The 15890-nt window shown below is 70.6% G+C and carries 13 protein-coding genes; 5 read left to right on the forward strand and 8 right to left on the reverse strand.

Features of this window, described 5'->3' with window-relative positions; genetic code table 11:
- Window positions 1-35: 35 nt before the first annotated feature.
- The 5 genes from ACIBAG_RS12770 to ACIBAG_RS12790 form a co-directional block, all read right to left on the reverse strand.
- The gene (locus tag ACIBAG_RS12770; protein ID WP_399104099.1) at window positions 36-1469 is read right to left on the reverse strand and encodes an FG-GAP-like repeat-containing protein; all 1434 of its coding nucleotides are present in this window, start codon (window positions 1467-1469) and stop codon (window positions 36-38) included.
- A gap of 199 nt (window positions 1470-1668) precedes the next feature.
- A complete protein-coding gene (locus ACIBAG_RS12775) occupies window positions 1669-3153 on the reverse strand; it encodes an FG-GAP and VCBS repeat-containing protein (protein WP_399104101.1) in 1485 nt (494 codons plus the stop codon).
- 301 nt (window positions 3154-3454) lie between these two features.
- Complete coding sequence (locus tag ACIBAG_RS12780; protein WP_399104103.1) at window positions 3455-4795, reverse strand: FG-GAP and VCBS repeat-containing protein; 1341 nt, start codon at window positions 4793-4795, stop codon at window positions 3455-3457.
- Window positions 4796-4817: 22 nt separating this feature from the next.
- Complete coding sequence (locus ACIBAG_RS12785) at window positions 4818-6206, reverse strand: FG-GAP repeat protein (RefSeq protein WP_399104105.1); 1389 nt, start codon at window positions 6204-6206, stop codon at window positions 4818-4820.
- A 212-nt stretch (window positions 6207-6418) separates the two neighbouring features.
- Complete coding sequence (locus ACIBAG_RS12790) at window positions 6419-7486, reverse strand: hypothetical protein (protein ID WP_399104106.1); 1068 nt, start codon at window positions 7484-7486, stop codon at window positions 6419-6421.
- Between the two features lie 178 nt (window positions 7487-7664).
- On the opposite strand from ACIBAG_RS12790, the gene ACIBAG_RS12795 reads away from it, so the two are divergent.
- The gene (locus ACIBAG_RS12795) at window positions 7665-8459 is read left to right on the forward strand and encodes an SAM-dependent methyltransferase (RefSeq protein ID WP_399104108.1); all 795 of its coding nucleotides are present in this window, start codon (window positions 7665-7667) and stop codon (window positions 8457-8459) included.
- Window positions 8460-8498: 39 nt separating this feature from the next.
- Here ACIBAG_RS12795 and ACIBAG_RS12800 read toward each other — a convergent pair whose 3' ends face one another.
- Window positions 8499-8942, reverse strand: coding sequence for a GNAT family N-acetyltransferase (locus ACIBAG_RS12800; protein ID WP_399104110.1), 444 nt, complete (start codon window positions 8940-8942; stop codon window positions 8499-8501).
- Window positions 8943-8989: 47 nt separating this feature from the next.
- Between ACIBAG_RS12800 and ACIBAG_RS12805 the strand changes: the two genes are divergently transcribed.
- From ACIBAG_RS12805 to ACIBAG_RS12815, 3 genes are all read left to right on the forward strand, one after another.
- Window positions 8990-9538, forward strand: coding sequence for a YciI family protein (locus tag ACIBAG_RS12805; RefSeq protein WP_399104112.1), 549 nt, complete (start codon window positions 8990-8992; stop codon window positions 9536-9538).
- 76 nt (window positions 9539-9614) lie between these two features.
- Window positions 9615-10805: an MFS transporter gene (locus ACIBAG_RS12810; RefSeq protein ID WP_399104114.1), complete on the forward strand. Its 1191-nt coding sequence runs from the start codon at window positions 9615-9617 to the stop codon at window positions 10803-10805.
- A gap of 377 nt (window positions 10806-11182) precedes the next feature.
- On the forward strand, window positions 11183-11899 hold the full coding sequence (locus ACIBAG_RS12815; RefSeq protein WP_399104116.1) for a DUF2637 domain-containing protein: 717 nt from the start codon (window positions 11183-11185) through the stop codon (window positions 11897-11899).
- A 16-nt stretch (window positions 11900-11915) separates the two neighbouring features.
- On the opposite strand, the gene ACIBAG_RS12820 is transcribed toward ACIBAG_RS12815, so the two are convergent.
- Window positions 11916-12206, reverse strand: coding sequence for a zinc-ribbon domain-containing protein (locus tag ACIBAG_RS12820; RefSeq protein WP_399104118.1), 291 nt, complete (start codon window positions 12204-12206; stop codon window positions 11916-11918).
- A gap of 116 nt (window positions 12207-12322) precedes the next feature.
- Window positions 12323-14605, reverse strand: coding sequence for a (Fe-S)-binding protein (locus tag ACIBAG_RS12825; protein ID WP_399104120.1), 2283 nt, complete (start codon window positions 14603-14605; stop codon window positions 12323-12325).
- Between the two features lie 217 nt (window positions 14606-14822).
- Between ACIBAG_RS12825 and ACIBAG_RS12830 the strand changes: the two genes are divergently transcribed.
- Complete coding sequence (locus tag ACIBAG_RS12830; protein ID WP_399104122.1) at window positions 14823-15890, forward strand: MraY family glycosyltransferase; 1068 nt, start codon at window positions 14823-14825, stop codon at window positions 15888-15890.

A 15890-nucleotide genomic window follows, 5' to 3' on the forward strand; every position in this document is an offset into this window, starting at 1 on the left:
GCGTGGTGTATGGCGCGCGGGGTGGAGCGGGGGTGTCAGCCGGTCAGTACGTCGCCGAAGTACGCGAGGCCCGACGGGCCGCCCAGCGTCGTGCTGCTGAAGGACTTCGCGCCCGTGGCCGTGATGCCGGTGGAGGTGGCGCGCAGGACCCAGACGGAGCCCGCGCCGTCGTTCTCGCCCCGGGCGCCGGAGATCAGCTCCGCGCGGCCGTCCTTATTGGAGTCGGTCAGGAAGACCGAGTGGCCGAAGTAGTCGTACGACTCGGCGGTGCCGGGCACCCCGCTGGTGTCCTGGGAGAACGACTTGGCGCCGCTGCCGGTCAGGCCCGTGGCCGAGCCGCGCAGGACCACGACCGAACCGGCGTCCGTCTTCCCGCTCAGGTCCTCGTTCGCGACGCCGACCGCGATGTCGGCGTAGCCGTCGCCGTTGGTGTCACCGGCCGCGAGGCTCCAGCCGAAGGCGTCGTTCTTCTCCGACGCGCCCGGTACACCCGCCGTGTCCTGGGTGATCCGGACCGGGGTGCGGGTGCTGAGACCGCCCGCGGCGCCGTACGTCACGGTGATCGCGCCGCCGAGGCCGCCGTTCGGCTCGTCCGTGGACTTCTCCATGAAGTTGCCGGTGACGATGTCGCCGTAGCCGTCCTTGTCGACGTCGGCGATGACCGCGTCGTAGCCGCCCGCGACCTTGCTGCCGGCCGTCAGACCGGAGGCCGAGCCCTTGTAGAGGACGCTGCGGGTCCGGTAGCCGTCGGTGATCTCTTCCTGGCCCATGACGAGCAGGTCGCTCCTGCCGTCGCCCGTGACGTCGCCCGCGACGAGCTTGTCGGCGTTGATGCCGGTCTGCTCCATCGTGTCGATGCCGACGAGCTCCGTCGCGGCGCCGGTGCGGGTGAACGGGCCCTTGAAGAGGTTCAGTTCGGGGAACGCGAGGTTCACCGCGGCCAGGTCGGTGTCGCCGTCGCCGTCGAAGTCGCCGGCGGCGACGGACCAGCCGAGCGCGTTGCGGTTCTCGGGGAGCGGCGAGGAGATGTCGGTGGCGGTCTTCAGGCCGGTCGAGCCGCCCCAGATCACCGTCAGCGCGCCGGAGTCGTCGGTCGAGCCGATCTGCTCGCCGGGCACGCCCACGATCAGATCCGTGTAGCCGTCGCCGTCGAGGTCGCCGGTGGTCAGGCGTTCGCCGAAGTGGTCGGACGACTCCGGGACGCCGGGGATGCCGCTGGTGTCCTGGCTGATGATCTGCCGCTTGCTGGTGTCCAGGCCGCTCGCGGTGCCGTAGACGACGCCGACGTAGCCGGCGTTGCTCTTCCCCGCGACCTTGGCGAGGGGCGCGGCGATGGCGACGTCGCGGTAGCCGTCGCCGTTGAAGTCGCCGGCCAGGCCCGAGGGGGCGGCGGAGGCGGTGGTGGCGGGCAGGGCGGACAGCAGGCCCGTGGTGAGGGCGGCGGCGAGGAGGAGGGTGCGCTTGCGCAAGGTCGGTCTCTCCCGGGAGGCGTAGGGGGAGCCGGGCCCGTGGGGACGGGCGGGCCCGGCGGGGTGGGGCGGGCGGCGGTCGGCCGTACGACGACGTCAGTGCCGTACGACGGCATCAGCGGCGTACGACGACATCAGCGCGGTACGACCACGTCAGCGTCGTACGGCCAACCGACCCGCCCGCTGTCTGTCCGTTCGCTCAGTCCGCGAAGACCGCGCCGAACTGCGGGGATCCGGTCGTCGAGACGCCCGAGTCGCTGGGGGCGACGGAGCGGGAGCCGGACGTGGTGATGTTCGTGCCGTTGGAGGGCAGGTAGGTCAGGCCGCCGTTGCCGGCGTTCTCGTACGAGCCGATGACGAGGTCGGCCTTGCCGTCGCCGGTGACGTCGTCGAGCTTGACGTCGGCGCCGAAGAAGTCGCTCTTCTCGTCGTTGCCGGGGACGCCCGGGGTGCTCTGGGCGAAGCCCTGCATGCCGGAGGCGGTGTCGATACCGCTCGCGGAGCCGTACAGGACGGTGACCTGGCCGGTGTCGGTGACGCCGCCGATGTCCTCGGTCGGGGAGGAGACGACCAGGTCCTGGTAGCCGTCGCCGTTGATGTCACCGAGGTCCAGGTCCCAGCCGAAGCCGTCGCCCTTCTCCGAGGTGCCGGGGACGTTGCCGGTGTTCTGGGTGATGCCGGCCGTGGTGGCGGGTCCGGAGGCGGAGCCGTAGGTGATGTTCACCTTGCCGCCGTTGGCGGCGTCCGGGACGGGCGTGCCGTCGCTGGTGGTGCTGTCCCAGCCGGCGCCGCTGACGATGTCGCCGTAGCCGTCGCCGTTGATGTCGCCGACGGCGGTGATGATGCCGGGCTTGAGGGCCTGGGCGGAGGAGCCGCTGAGGCCGCTCGCGGTGCCGGGCACGTAGTAGTTGGTGTTCCAGCCGTAGTCGGTCTGGGTCTCGTACCCGTCGACGATGAGGTCGGTGCGCTTGTCGCCGTTGACGTCGCCGGCGGTGAGGCTCAGCGGGCCGTAGGGGAAGTCGTTGGAGCCGTTGTAGATGGGCGGCTTGATGGTGTATCGGCCGCCGGCGGTGCCCGAGGCGTTGAAGCCGCCCTTGAAGACGTGGATGGTGCTGGAGGAGTTGCCGACGGCCAGGTCGGCCTTGCCGTCGCCGTCGAAGTCGCCGGCGGCGAGGTCCTTGCCCCAGTAGTCGTGCGCGGAGGGCGCCGGGTCCGCGACGGTGACGCCGCTGCCGGTGAGGCCGCTCGCCGAGCCCCACAGGATGGCGACGCCGCCGCCGTTGGTGTCGGTGCCGACCTTCTCCCACGGGGCGGAGACGGCGAGGTCGTCGTATCCGTCGCCGTTGAAGTCGGCGTACGCGGTCTCGGCGCCGAAGCCGTCGCCGGTCTCGGCGGTGCCCGGGGTGCCGGTGGTGTTCTGGCTGATCGTCTTGCGCTTGGCGGACGACACGCCGGTTGCGGTGCCGTACAGGACCACGACCTGACCGGCGCTGTCGCGTCCGCTCACATAGGCGCCGTACGCCGAGGCGGCGATGTCACCGATGCCGTCGCCGTTGAAGTCGGCGACCGGGACGTGCGCGGAGTCGGCGGCGGTCGCGGTCGAGACGGCGACGCTGAGCAGACCGCCCGTCAGCGCGGCCGCGGTGGCCGTCGCGAGGGCGAGTCGCAGGTGGTGCTTGTGCATGCGGGTTCTCCTGCTGCATGCGGGATGCCTGGCGGGGCATCGCAGTCATTGGGGGTGCCGTGGGCCGTCCGTGTTGGCCGGGAGTTGTCCTCGGGTTCACGTGCGGTTGGCGGCGATCAGGAGACTCGCGGTGGGGCGTGAGGGTTGTACGTGAGTTCGGGGAATTCCTGAGGTGCCAGGGGCTATGCGGGCTTGGTGCCCGATTTCGCACCGTACGTACTTGCCGTGGCCGCCTCTGGGGCCGAGCCCGGCACGATGATCACCACCACCGCCACCGGACTCGCCGATTTCATACGTCACCTCAGTCGCTGAACGGCCCGCCCATCTCCGGCAGTTCGGTCAGCACACTGCTCGTGCCGCGCAGCAGCACGCCGACCTCCGCCGCGCCGACGCCCAGGTCGGCCTTGCCGTCGCCCGTCACGTCACGCAGGCGGAGGTCGTTGCCGAAGGACACGTGCGAGTCGGCCGCGCCCATGACCGTCTGCGGGATCCACGAGGACCGCGCACCGCTGAGGCCGCCGGAGCCGCCCCGGAACACGTGGATGCCGCCCTGGTCCTCCATGCCGTTCACGTCCTCGTGCGGCACCCCGACCACCAGGTCCGCGTACCCGTCGCCGTCGGTGTCGCCGGCCGAGACGGCGTAGCCGAAGTCGTCGTTCGCCTCGGGGCTGCCGGAGACGCCGGAGCTGGCCTGGTTGTACGTCATCGAGCCGCTCGGCCCGGAGGACGTGCCGCGCCACACGCTGACGATGCCCTTGCCGCCGTTGTTGTCGGGCAGGCCGACGGCGATGTCGCCGTAGCCGTCCTTGTTGAAGTCGCCGATCGCCGCGGTCCGGGGATCGCTGATGTACGTCTTGGAGGCGCCCGACGTCAGGCCGCCCGAGGCGCCCTTGAGGAACCAGATGCGAGGGGTCGGCTTGTTGTCGATGAACTGCGTGCCGAGCACCACCAGGTCGGTCTTGCCGTCGCCGTTGACCTTGCCTGCCGCGAGGCCGGACGAGTACCAGCCCTGGCCCGCTTTGTCGATCTTGCTGACGCTGCCGGTGGTGCCGGACTTGGTGAACGGGCCGCGGTACAGCCAGGCCTCCTCGCCGCCGATGACCGCGAGGTCGGGTGAGCCGTCGCCGTTGAAGTCGCCGGTGGCCAGGTCGCGGCCGAAGTGGCCCGCGGCGCCGCCCTGCGGGGTGAGGTTGGTGCCGCCGGACAGGCCGGAGCGGGAGCCCCAGACGATGGTGACCGAGCCGCGGTACTCGACGCTGCCGACATGCTCGAAGGGGTTGCCGACGATGAGGTCCGCGTAGCCGTCCTTGTTGAGGTCGGCACTGCTGATCGACTCGCCGAACATGTCGTCCTCTTCACCGGTGCCGGGCACGCCCGGGCTGTCCTGGTGGACCACCTGGGTGCGGGAGGTGTCGAGGCCGCCGGCCTTGCCGTAGACGACGTTGACGGCGCCGCCCTGCCAGCCGTCGGCGCCGGAGATGCCTTGGTAGTAGTGGCCGTACGCCAGGTCCCGGTTGCCGTCGCCGTTGAAGTCGTCGTAGTGCTTGGCGACCGCCGCCGAGGCCGGCGTGCTCAGGGCGAGCGGGGTCAGGCCCGCGGTCAGGAGGGCGGCGGCCAGGACCGCCGAGGTGTGTCTGCGCATGGGGGCTCTTGGGCTCCTTGGGTCAGCCGGCCATGATCATGCCGAGTCGGGGGTCGTCGCCGGTGGAGATGCCGAAGGCGGTCGGGCCGTATGTCGTCGCGCCGGACGTCGTGATGCCCGAGGCCGAGCCCTTCAGGACGGTGACGAGGCCGTCGAAGTCGTTCTCGCCGTTCGCGGCGGTCACAAGGTCGGCCCTGCCGTCCTTGTTCAGGTCGGTGAGCAGGGTGCTCTCACCGAAGAAGTCGTTCATCTCGGCGGAGCCCGGTACACCGGCCGAGTTCTGGGTGAGGGTCACGGCGTCCGCGGTCAGGCCCGTGGCGGTGCCGTAGTGCAGGTGGACGGCTCCGCTGACCGGGGCGTCGGTGGAGTCGTCGGGGTCACCGAGCGACAGGTCCCGGTGGCCGTCGCCGTTGATGTCGCCGACGGACGGGATGCCGGGCCACGGCAGCTGGAGCGTGGAGGTGACGCCGGAGGAGGAGAGGTACGACACCACCGCCGGGCCGTTGCCCGCCAGCGTGCCGCCGGTCGCGGTCTGGGTCCAGCCGGTGACGACGTCGCCGTATGCGTCCTTGTTCAGGTCGGCGATGGCCAGCTGGGTGCCGTACGGGAGGCGCCGCTGCTTGGTCGGGGCCGACGTCGTGCCGAAGTAGAGGTAATTGTGGTCGAGGTCGTTCTCGGCGGAGAGCTTGGTGCGGCCGCCGACGATCAGATCGGCCTTGGCGTCGGTGTCGACCTTGCCGGACACGAGCCGGCGCACGCCCCCGCCGCCGGTCCAGGTCGTCGTGTAGGTGATCTTCGTGCCCGTCGTGCCGGACTTGCTGAAGCCGCCCTTGATGATCCACTGGGTGGTGCCGGTGGCGCCCACCGCGAGGTCGGGCCGTCCGTCGCCGGTGAAGTCGCCGACGGCCAGGGCCTGTCCCCAGCGGTCGTGCTTGGTGGGCGCCGGGTCCTTGACGGTGGTCGCCCCCTTCAGACCGGTCGACGAGCCCCAGACGATCACCACGGCGCCGGCCTGCTCGTCGTCGCCGACCGTCTCGTACGGGGCGCCGACCACCAGGTCGCCGTAGCCGTCCTTGTTGAGGTCGCCCACCGCCACGGCCTCGCCGAAGCCGTCGTAGTCCTCGGCCGTGCCGGGCACACCGGTGGTGTTCTGGCTGACGGACGCGGTACGGCCGACGCCGCTCGACGAGCCGTACACGATGCCGACGGCACCCGCCCACCACATCCCGCCGACCCGGGCCTGGGTGGCCGCGGCGACGGCGTCCTTGTAGCCGTCCCCGTTGAAGTCGGCCGCGTACTGTCCCGTCGCGGCCGTCGCCGGCGTGGCCGCCGTGAAGGTGAGCAGACCGCCCGTCAGCGCGGCGGTGGCCGCCGTCGCGAGGGCGAGGCGCACAGGGTGGTGCTTGTGCATGCGGGGTCTCCTGCTGCATGCGGGGATGCCCGGCGGGCAACCGCAGTCGGTGGGGTGCCGGGCCGCCCGTGTTCGCCGGGAGTTGTCCACGGCTTCACCGGGCGGTCGGCGATCAGGAGACGCTTGGTGGGGCGTAAGGGTTGTACGTGAGTTCGGGACATTCTTGGGGCGCAGCGGCAGGCTGCTTCGGTGCCGGCGCGAGGTCGGCTCAGTCAGTCGCCGCCACCACCTCCACCGCCGCCGTCTCCGCCCCCACCCCCGCTGTCACTTCCCCCGCTGTCGCCGCCGCTCCCGCCCCAGCCGTCTCCGCCGCCACCGGGCTCGTTGTCGGCGCTGCTGTTCCCGAGGTTGCTGAACCAGGGGCGGTCCCACCAGTCGTCGTCGACGGCGAACGGCTCACCCCCGTTGACCGGGCGCCGCTCCGACCGGAACCGCGCCCAGCCGGTCGTGTCCCCGAGCGCGAAGGCGACGGCGAAGGTCTGCGCCATGACGGCATCCAGCGGGTCGGGGCTCTCGTACCGCACCGGGGACAGCGGCAGCAGTACCGCGCCCGGCTCGAGCACCGGCCGGCGCGGGGGCCGCCCCAGCAGGGCGACGGGCCATCCGTTGCGCAGCAGCCGAGAGCTCACCGCGTTCTCCCGCCGCAACACCCAGTGCTGCCCCGGGAGCCGTACCTCGACGCAGCTCGTCGACCTGCGCAGCCTCTTCCAGAGCGCGAGCTCCGCGGTGGCGTCGCCGACCGTCAGCCACAGGCCCTTGGAAGGGTCGGGGGCGTCCCGGCGGAAGCCGTACGGCGCCCGGATCCTTACGACCGGAGCCTGCGGCCCCCAGACGTCCACACGCACCAGGCGCCGGTCCACCGCGACGGCGATCGGCCCGGCGGGTCCCGGCGCGAGCCGCCGGGCGATCCACAGCGGTACGCCCTCGGCCCGGGCCAGCGCTGCCAGGGCCGCCACCTGGTCCGGCCCGCCGCACCGCCATACGGCCAGTTCGCCCAGCCGGTGGGCGAACTCGGCCGCGTGCCGCACCCGCACCAGAGTGGTGGTGCCGGTGACGCGGGTCACCGGAACGACCCCGGTCCCCTGCGCCAGCCAGTGCAGCGGGCGCTCCGACCCGCCGCCTCCCAGCCAGCACCCGCGCTGGAAGGCCTCGGCCATGGCCCCGAGGTTCAGCTCACTCAACGGCATGATCCTGCCGCCGTTGCGCAGCCGGTCCGCGGTCAACTCCACGGTCCGGGCCAGCGGATTCCTCGACCGCTCGCTGTAGAGCACCTGGTTCACGACACCCCCCGCGTTGATGGACCTACAAGGCAGATCGTGCCCGGCCCCCGCGTGGTTCCACGTGAAACGCGTCCCGAACGGATCCCCTACCTCGGACAGACCGCCACGAGCCCCTCCTTCACCGCCGGACACACGGTCTAGGTTATGCGGTGACATCCGGCCAACTCGGGGAGCTTCCATGTCAGTTGAACGCCCGCTGATCAACAGCAACGTGCCGCATTCCGCCCGGATCTGGAACTACTGGCTCGGCGGCAAGGACTGCTACGAGATAGACCGGCAGGTCGGCGACCAGATCGCGGCCGGCAACCCGGCGATCCTCGACATCGCCCTGGCCCAGCGGGCGTTCCTCGTGCGGACGGTCGAGTACCTCGTCCGCGAGGCCGGCATCCGTCAGTTCCTGGACGTCGGAACCGGGCTGCCGACCGCGAACAACACCCACGAGGTCGCCCAGCGCCTCGTCCCCGAGACCCGGATCGTCTACGTCGACCACGACCCGGTCGTCCTCGCCCACGCCGAGGCGCTGCTCACCAGCACCCCCGAAGGCGCCACCGACTACATCGACGCCGACCTGCGCGAGCCCGAGGCCATCCTCGAACAGGCCGCCAAGACCCTGGACTTCACCCAGCCGGTCGCGCTGATCCTGCTGGGCATCACCGCGCACATCACCGACGACACCGTCTACGCCATCGTCGGCCGCCTGATGGACGCCCTGCCCTCCGGCAGCCACCTCGTGCTCTGCGACGACACCGAGGTGCTCAACCCGCGGCAGATGCGGGAGATGATCGAGCAGTGGAACGAGGCGAGCGACAACCCGCGGATCAACCGCAGCCCGGAGGAACTCGCCCGGTTCTTCGAGGGGCTGGAGCTGCTGGAGCCGGGCGTCGTGTCCGTCACTCGGTGGCGCCCCAGCGAGCCGGGTGACGAGGCGCCGGCGGAGGTCGACGACTTCGGGGGCGTGGCGCGCAAGCCGTAAGCAACAGCCGTAAGCAACAGCCGTAAGCAACTGTGGGGCTCAGCCGCGAGGCGCACGCACCATGAACACGTCCACCCGGTCCTCGGCCTCGACGGTGAACCCGTGCCGCTCGTACAGCCGTCGGGCCGGGCTGCCCTGAAGCACGTTCAACCGGACGAGGAGGCCGGCGCGGTCGCACCGCTCCAGCAGCTCGCGCAGCACGCCCGAACCGATACCGCCGCCCTGCAGCCGCGGGGCCAGGTAGAAGTGCTCCAGCCAGTGGGCGTCCCCGTCCGGCCGCAGCGCCACACAGCCGGCGAACGCGCCGCCCACCTCGATCAGCCAGGTGTGCGCCGGCTCGAATCCGTCGCGCAGCCGCTGCCGCACCCGCCGTTCGTCGTACCGTCCGAGCCGTTCCAGATCCGCCCGCAGGACGACCGCGCGCAGCTCGGCCACCGCCTCGACGTCCGACGCCGAGGCGGGCCGTATCTCCCAGTCCGCCATGATCGGCACGCTAGCGGTCCGGGCCGCGCCCGGCTTCACTGAGGGGCATGGAGTTCTTCTGCTACCACCGCGACCGGCCCGGCTCCCTCCCGCTGCGCGAGGAGCTGACGGAGGCGCACTGGTCCTACATGGACGGGTACGCGAAGGAGCTGATCGCCCGCGGCCCGACCTTCGCCGCCGACGGCGAGACGCCCACCGGCAGTGTGCACATCGTCGATCTGCCGGATCCGGCGGCGGCCCGCGCGTTCGCCTTCGACGAGCCCAACTACCAGGCGGGCGCGTACCGGGACGTGCTGCTGCGCCGGTGGCGCAATCTGCTCGGGCGCACCATGTGGGACTTCCCCGGCGGCCGGACCGGCGGCAACCGCTACCTGGTCCTCGGTCTCGGCGCGGGACCGGCCGCCGACCTCGACGTACCGCCCGACCGGGATGAACTGATCGCGTACGGGCCGCTGTTGTCCGACGACGGCGCGACCTGGCTGGGTACGGCGGTGCTGCTCCGGGCCGCCGACGCGGACGTGGCACGGGCCGTGCTGGCCGCGGACCGGTATGCCGACGTCGAGGTCCATGAATGGGAGTTCGGCGGCCGGCGCTGAGGCCTGACCGGCGCCCTCTTCCTGCTGGACGCACCGGGCGGATACATTTTCGGAAACCCGACGAGGAAGGCGCCGTATGACCGCGACGTCGGCACAGCGGGCGGCACCCGCCGCCCGGATGTGGCCTCTGTACGCCGCCGGTTTCACCACCGCCTTCGGGGCCCACGGCATCGCCGCCAACCTCGGTGGGTACTCCGAGGACGCCGTCACCTCACTGCTCGTCCTGGGCGGCCTGCTCGCCCTGTACGACGGGGCCGAGGTGCTGCTCAAGCCGCTGTTCGGGGCGCTCGCCGACCGGATCGGTGCCCGGCCGGTGCTGCTCGGCGGACTTGTCGCGTTCGCGGCCGCGTCCGCCGCCTACGTCGTCGCGGACAGCCCGGGCTGGCTGTGGGCGGCCCGCCTCGGCCAGGGCGCCGCGGCCTCGGCCTTCTCGCCGTCCGCGTCCGCGCTGGTCGCCCGGCTGAACCCGGCCGCGCGTCACGGGCGGGCGTTCGGCAGTTACGGCTTCTGCAAATCCATCGGATACACCCTCGGCCCGCTGCTCGGCGGCGTCCTGGTGTGGGCCGGCGGTCTGCGGCTGCTGTTCACCGTCCTGACGGTGCTCGGCGCGGCCGTAGCGCTCTGGGCCGCCGTCGCCGTCCCGCGCGTACCGCCGCTGCCCAAGCGACGGCAGACGGTCCTCGACCTCGCCCGGCGGCTGGCCGACCCCGCCTTCCTGCGGCCCACGGCGGCCCTGGCCGGCGCGACCGCCGCCCTCTCCGTCGGCGTCGGTTTCCTGCCGGTGTCCGGTGCCGCCGCCGGGCTGGGCACGGTGGCGACCGGCGCCGCGGTGTCGGTGCTGGCGGCCTGTGCGGCCGTCGTCCAGCCGAGGGCCGGGCGGGCGTTGGACGAGGGCCGCCTCACCGTCCGCGGCGGCCTCACCGCCGGGCTGCTGATCGCGGCGGCGGGACTGGCCTGCGCGATGCTGCCCGGCCTGACCGGGGTCCTGCTCGCCGCCGCCCTGATCGGCATCGGCACCGGCCTGATCACCCCGCTCGGCTTCGCCGCGCTGGCCGCCGCCACCCCCGCGGAACGGCTCGGCCGGACGATGGGCTCCGCCGAACTCGGCCGGGAACTCGGCGACGCGGGCGGCCCGCTGCTGGTCGCCGCGGTCGCCTCCGCCGCCACGCTCACCTACGGCTACGCCGCCCTCGCCCTCCTCCTCGCCGTCGGCCCCGTACTCGCCCTCGCGGCCCGGGGGCGGCACACCGCACCCGACAAGATTTAGTCATACATCCGCGATGTCTGCAGAATGCGGCAGCTCGCCGGACATGCATTGTCATTGTTATTCCAGATAATCGCCGCTGACGGATAATCACCGTTGACGGATATTCCCCCGAATGCCAGATGTCCTGGGCTGTCCGGCGCTCGTTAGGTGGGCGTGACTTGGCAGGAGAGACATGCAGGTGAGGGTGGTCCGTTCCGCTCGCGGCAGGCAGCTGATCAGACCACTGGGGAAAGCGTCACGCACTGCTCTGATCTGCTCGAGGACTTCCTGAGAGCCATCAGTCGGATGGAGAGTGAATATCTCCGGGCGTCGATGGAAGGGGAAAGGTTCTAGAAATGAGGACCGACTATGACGCGCTAGACGATCACCCTCATTACATGCAGCAGGTCGACACGCAGCAATTCTGGCAGGTTCCCGATCCGACGATCTCGTCGGAGGCGTGGGACCCGGACGCCGAGCTGGCCCAGATGCTGAACACCACGCACGGCGTGCCGCTGGATCCCGTCGCGCCCCTGCTGGACGACGGCACCCGTCTGCTGGACAGGGACGCCCGTCCGCTCGACCGGGACATTCGGCCGGACCGGGACAGGGACACCCGCCCGCGCCGCCCGGTCAATCGGCGGCGGCCTCAGGCAGGCGCGCACATCCTCGGCGGAAATCCGAGGATCATCACCGTCGCGGTTCTTGTCGCGGCCATCACGGTGTGTGCGGTGACGATGCTGACCTGGTCCATTTCGTATTCGTACGATCAGCTCCGCAGTATCGCGCTCCTCGTCGTCTCGCCGAAACTCGCGGAATGGTGGCCGCTGACGGTGTACGGGCCCTGGCTGTTAGCGGGACTGTCCATCCTGCGGGCCTCCGTTCAGCGCAGAACCGCACGGCGGTCCTGGGCGGTCATGCTGGTCTCCTCCGGCGTGGCCGTGGCCCTGTGCATCGGCCAGTCACCGCATTCCCTGCTCGCGATGGTGGTCGTGGGAATTCCGCCGATCACCGCCCTGATCTGCTTTCGCGAGCTTGTCGGCCAGTTCTCGTCGCGGCCCGGCCCCAAGCACGCGGCCGACCCGGTGAACGGCTCGAAGCAGTCGAAGTCCTGACGGGTCGGCCGGCCGGTCAGGACCGGTAGGGCTGCTGCGGCTGCCCGTGGGACTGCTGACCGCCCTGACCGCCGGCGGCCTGCGCCTGCAACTGCTCCGCCTGCTCCGCGGTGACCTTCTGCTCGGCGCCGCAGAAGGTGCACTGCGTCGCGTACTTCGTGGAGAACGGGAACAGCGGCACGAAGAACAGCGTGAACTTCGTGACGCGCTTCCTGAGCGTGTGTGCGGACGGGTTGCCGCACTGGCCGCACACCAGCGTCAGTATCGCGAGCTGGTAGAGGTAGCCCTTGGTGCCGAAAATGATCACGCCGTAGCTCCTTTCCGATCGGTTCCTGCCTATAGCTGTGGATCGTACGGCTGTGCTCACGTACGACGACGCCCCCTGCCCGACGAGGACAGGGGGCGTCGGCCGTGAAACGGCTGCTACTTCACCGGCTCGGGCTCCGGCTCGCTCTCCGTCTGAGCCGGGTCCTCGGGGTCGACCGGTGTCTTGACCGACTCCAGCAGCAGCTGGGCGACGTCGACGACCTGGATGGACTCCTTGGCCTTGCCGTCGTTCTTCTTGCCGTTCACGGAGTCCGTGAGCATGACCAGGCAGAACGGGCAGGCGGTCGAGATGATGTCGGGGTTGGTCGAGAGGGCCTCGTCGACGCGCTCGTTGTTGATGCGCTTGCCGATCCGCTCCTCCATCCACATCCGCGCACCACCGGCGCCACAGCAGAAGCCGCGCTCCTTGTGGCGGTGCATCTCCTCGTTGCGCAGGCCCGGGACGCCCGCGATGATCTCGCGCGGGGGCGTGTAGATCTTGTTGTGGCGGCCCAGGTAGCACGGGTCGTGGTAGGTGATGATGCCCTCGACCGGCGTCACCGGGATCAGCTTGCCCTCGTCGACGAGGTGCTGCAGCAGCTGGGTGTGGTGGATGACCTCGTAGTCGCCGCCGATCTGCGGGTACTCGTTGCCGAGCGTGTTGAGGCAGTGCGGGCAGGTGGCGACGATCTTCTTGGCCGACTTCGGCTTGCGGGACTCCTCCGTCACCTTGCCGTCGTCGTCCATCTCCTCGCCGAACGCCGTGTTCAGCGCCATGACGTTCTCCATGCCGAGCTCCTGGAACAGGGGCTCGTTGCCGAGGCGGCGGGCGGAGTCGCCGGTGCACTTCTCGTCGCCGCCCATGATCGCGAACTTGACGCCCGCGATGTGCAGCAGCTCGGCGAAGGCCTTCGTGGTCTTCTTGGCGCGGTCCTCCAGGGCGCCCGCGCAGCCGACCCAGTACAGGTACTCGACCTCGGTGAGGTCCTCGATGTCCTTGCCGACGACCGGGACCTCGAAGTCGACCTCCTTGAGCCACTCCAGGCGCTGCTTCTTGGCCAGGCCCCAGGGGTTGCCCTTCTTCTCCAGGTTCTTGAGCATCGTGCCCGCCTCGGACGGGAACGCGGACTCGATCATCACCTGGTAGCGGCGCATGTCGACGATGTGGTCGATGTGCTCGATGTCCACCGGGCACTGCTCGACGCAGGCGCCGCAGGTGGTGCAGGACCACAGCACGTCCGGGTCGATGACGCCGTTCTCCTCGACGGTCCCGATCAGCGGACGCTCGGCCTCCGCGAGAGCCGCGGCCGGGACGTCCTTGAGCTGCTCCTCGGACGCCTTCTCCTCGCCCTCCATCGTCTTGCCGCCGCCGGCCAGCAGGTACGGCGCCTTGGCGTGCGCGTGGTCCCGCAGCGACATGATCAGCAGCTTCGGGGAGAGCGGCTTGCCGGTGTTCCAGGCGGGGCACTGCGACTGGCAGCGGCCGCACTCGGTGCAGGTGGAGAAGTCCAGCAGGCCCTTCCAGGAGAACTGCTCGACCTGGGAGACACCGAAGACGTCGTCGTCACCGGGGTCGGTGAAGTCGATCGGCTTGCCGCCGGAGGTCATCGGCTGGAGGGCGCCGAGAGCCGTCTCACCCGTGGCGTTGCGCTTGAACCAGATGTTCGGGAAGCCGAGGAAGCGGTGCCAGGCCACACCCATGTTGGTGTTGAGCGAGACCGTGATCATCCAGATCATGGTCGTGCTCAGCTTGATCATCGCGAAGAGGTAGACGAGGTTCTGCAGCGTCGCCACGCTCAGGCCCTTGAAGGCCAGGACCAGCGGGTACGACGCGAAGTACGCCGCCTCGAAGTGGTCCACGTGGTGCAGCGCGCCCTCTAGGCCGCGCAGGACGTAGATGGCCAGGCCGATGGTGAAGATGACGTACTCGACGAAGTACGCCTGGCCCATCTTCGAGCCCGCGAACCGCGACTTGCGGCCGGCCCGCGAGGGCAGGCTCAGCAGGCGGATGACCATCAGCGTGACGATGCCGAGGGTGGTCATCGCGGCGATGAACTCGATGTACAGCTCGTACGGCAGGAAGCCGCCGATGACCGGCAGCGTCCAGTCGGCCTGGAAGAGCTGGCCGTACGCGGTGATGATCGTCGGCGGCAGCGTCAGGAAGCCGATGGCCACGAACCAGTGGGCGAAGCCCACGATGCCCCACCGGTTCATCCGGGTGTGGCCGAGGAACTCCCGCACCAGCGTCACACTGCGCGCGTAGGGGTTGTCGGTCCGGCTGCCGGCCGGTACCGGCTGGCCGAGTTTGAAGTACCGGACGAACTGACCGATGGCGCGTGCGAGCAGCGCAACGCCGACCACGGTCAGGACCAGCGACACGATGATCGCGGCGAGTTGCATTTCGGGGCTCCTCGGGCCTGCGAGGGGTTCTTCGAGGGGATCCGTACCGCGAACCCTCGACATTACTAAGCGGTAACTTATGCAGTCCGTCTGAGACTACCCCCATCTTCCGTCGCACTGTAGCCAGGTGCGGGGTGATCTGAGTCGCTGAGGGTTGCCTTAAGATCCGATCGTGTTATTCGTCTCAAAAGGGGTTATACGGCACTAACCTAGCTGCGTGCTGTACGGGATCGCCGCCGCCACCACCGCCCTCCTCCTCGCCGCCTTCCTCTCGGCGCTGTTCCGGCTGCCCGCGCTGCGCCTCGGCATCATCGACCGTCGGCGGCAGCGGCCCCTGCCGCTGCTCGGTGGCACGGCCGTCGTCCTCGCGACCTGCCTGGTCGTGGCCGGCTGGGAGTGGGCGGGGGTCGCCCCGCTGGGTCCCGAGATCAGGCGGTTGCTGATCGCCGCGGGCGCCGTCGCGCTGCTCGGGCTGCTCGCCGACCTGCGCCGGGTGAAAGCGCGGTTCCTGGCGGGCGGCACGGCGGTGGCGGCGGCCTTCGTGGTGCCGTACGGCGAGACGGGGTTCCTGCTGGGGGTGCCGGCCATCGGTCTGATCGTCCTCGTCGCCGTCGGTTTCAAGTCGCTCGACCACGCGGACGGACTGGCCGGGACCGTCGGGGTCGTCACCGCCTTCGGGGTCGGGGTGCTCGCGGCGGCCGAGGTGATGGACGCGCTCGCCGTGCTGCTGAGCGTGCTGGCGGCCGCGCTGACCGGGTTCCTGATGCACAACTGGCCTCCCGCGCGGATCGGGTTCGGGGCGTGCGGGTCCCTGTTCACCGGGTTCGTGCTGGCGGCGTCGGCCGTGATGACCCGGGCCGGACGGGATCCGGTGTCGAGCCTGGGCATCCTCTATTCGCTCACCGCCCTCGCCACCGCCGACGTGCTCCTGGTGGCGCTGTCCCGCCGGCTGGCCGGGCGGCCGCTGCTGCGCGGCGGGGCTCCCGACCATCTCGCCCACCGGCTGCGCCGCCTCGGCCTCACCCCGCAGGGCGTGACGATCCTCCTCGGGGTCGCCGCCTTCGCCGGGGTGCTCGTCGGCGTTCTCGTGCACATGGGATGGCTGGCGGTTTCCGGGCTGTACTGGGTGGCGGCGACCGCCCTCATCGCCGTACTCGGACTTCTGCGGATCAAGGTCTACGGGCCTCGCCGTCAACCCTATTTTCCCGTGGGGGAACCCTTTCGAACGTCCACGCACGCCACGTCTACGCAGGTCAGAGCCCAGTTGCGTGTAAGGAACGGATAA

Source organism: Streptomyces sp. NPDC051243, from assembly GCF_044455405.1.
Classification (GTDB): domain Bacteria; phylum Actinomycetota; class Actinomycetes; order Streptomycetales; family Streptomycetaceae; genus Streptomyces.

What these genes read in the sequence shown, in the direction of transcription:
- ACIBAG_RS12805 (WP_399104112.1), top strand. Translation starts at nt 8,990, where the DNA reads ATGGAGTTCTTCTGCTACCACCGCGACCGGCCCGGCTCCCTCCCGCTG.
- ACIBAG_RS12815 (WP_399104116.1), top strand. Translation starts at nt 11,183, where the DNA reads ATGCAGCAGGTCGACACGCAGCAATTCTGGCAGGTTCCCGATCCGACG.
- ACIBAG_RS12780 (WP_399104103.1), bottom strand. Translation starts at nt 4,795, where the DNA reads ATGCGCAGACACACCTCGGCGGTCCTGGCCGCCGCCCTCCTGACCGCG.
- ACIBAG_RS12825 (WP_399104120.1), bottom strand. Translation starts at nt 14,605, where the DNA reads ATGCAACTCGCCGCGATCATCGTGTCGCTGGTCCTGACCGTGGTCGGC.
- ACIBAG_RS12795 (WP_399104108.1), top strand. Translation starts at nt 7,665, where the DNA reads ATGTCAGTTGAACGCCCGCTGATCAACAGCAACGTGCCGCATTCCGCC.
- ACIBAG_RS12775 (WP_399104101.1), bottom strand. Translation starts at nt 3,153, where the DNA reads ATGCACAAGCACCACCTGCGACTCGCCCTCGCGACGGCCACCGCGGCC.
- ACIBAG_RS12800 (WP_399104110.1), bottom strand. Translation starts at nt 8,942, where the DNA reads ATGGCGGACTGGGAGATACGGCCCGCCTCGGCGTCGGACGTCGAGGCG.
- ACIBAG_RS12810 (WP_399104114.1), top strand. Translation starts at nt 9,615, where the DNA reads ATGACCGCGACGTCGGCACAGCGGGCGGCACCCGCCGCCCGGATGTGG.
- ACIBAG_RS12785 (WP_399104105.1), bottom strand. Translation starts at nt 6,206, where the DNA reads ATGCACAAGCACCACCCTGTGCGCCTCGCCCTCGCGACGGCGGCCACC.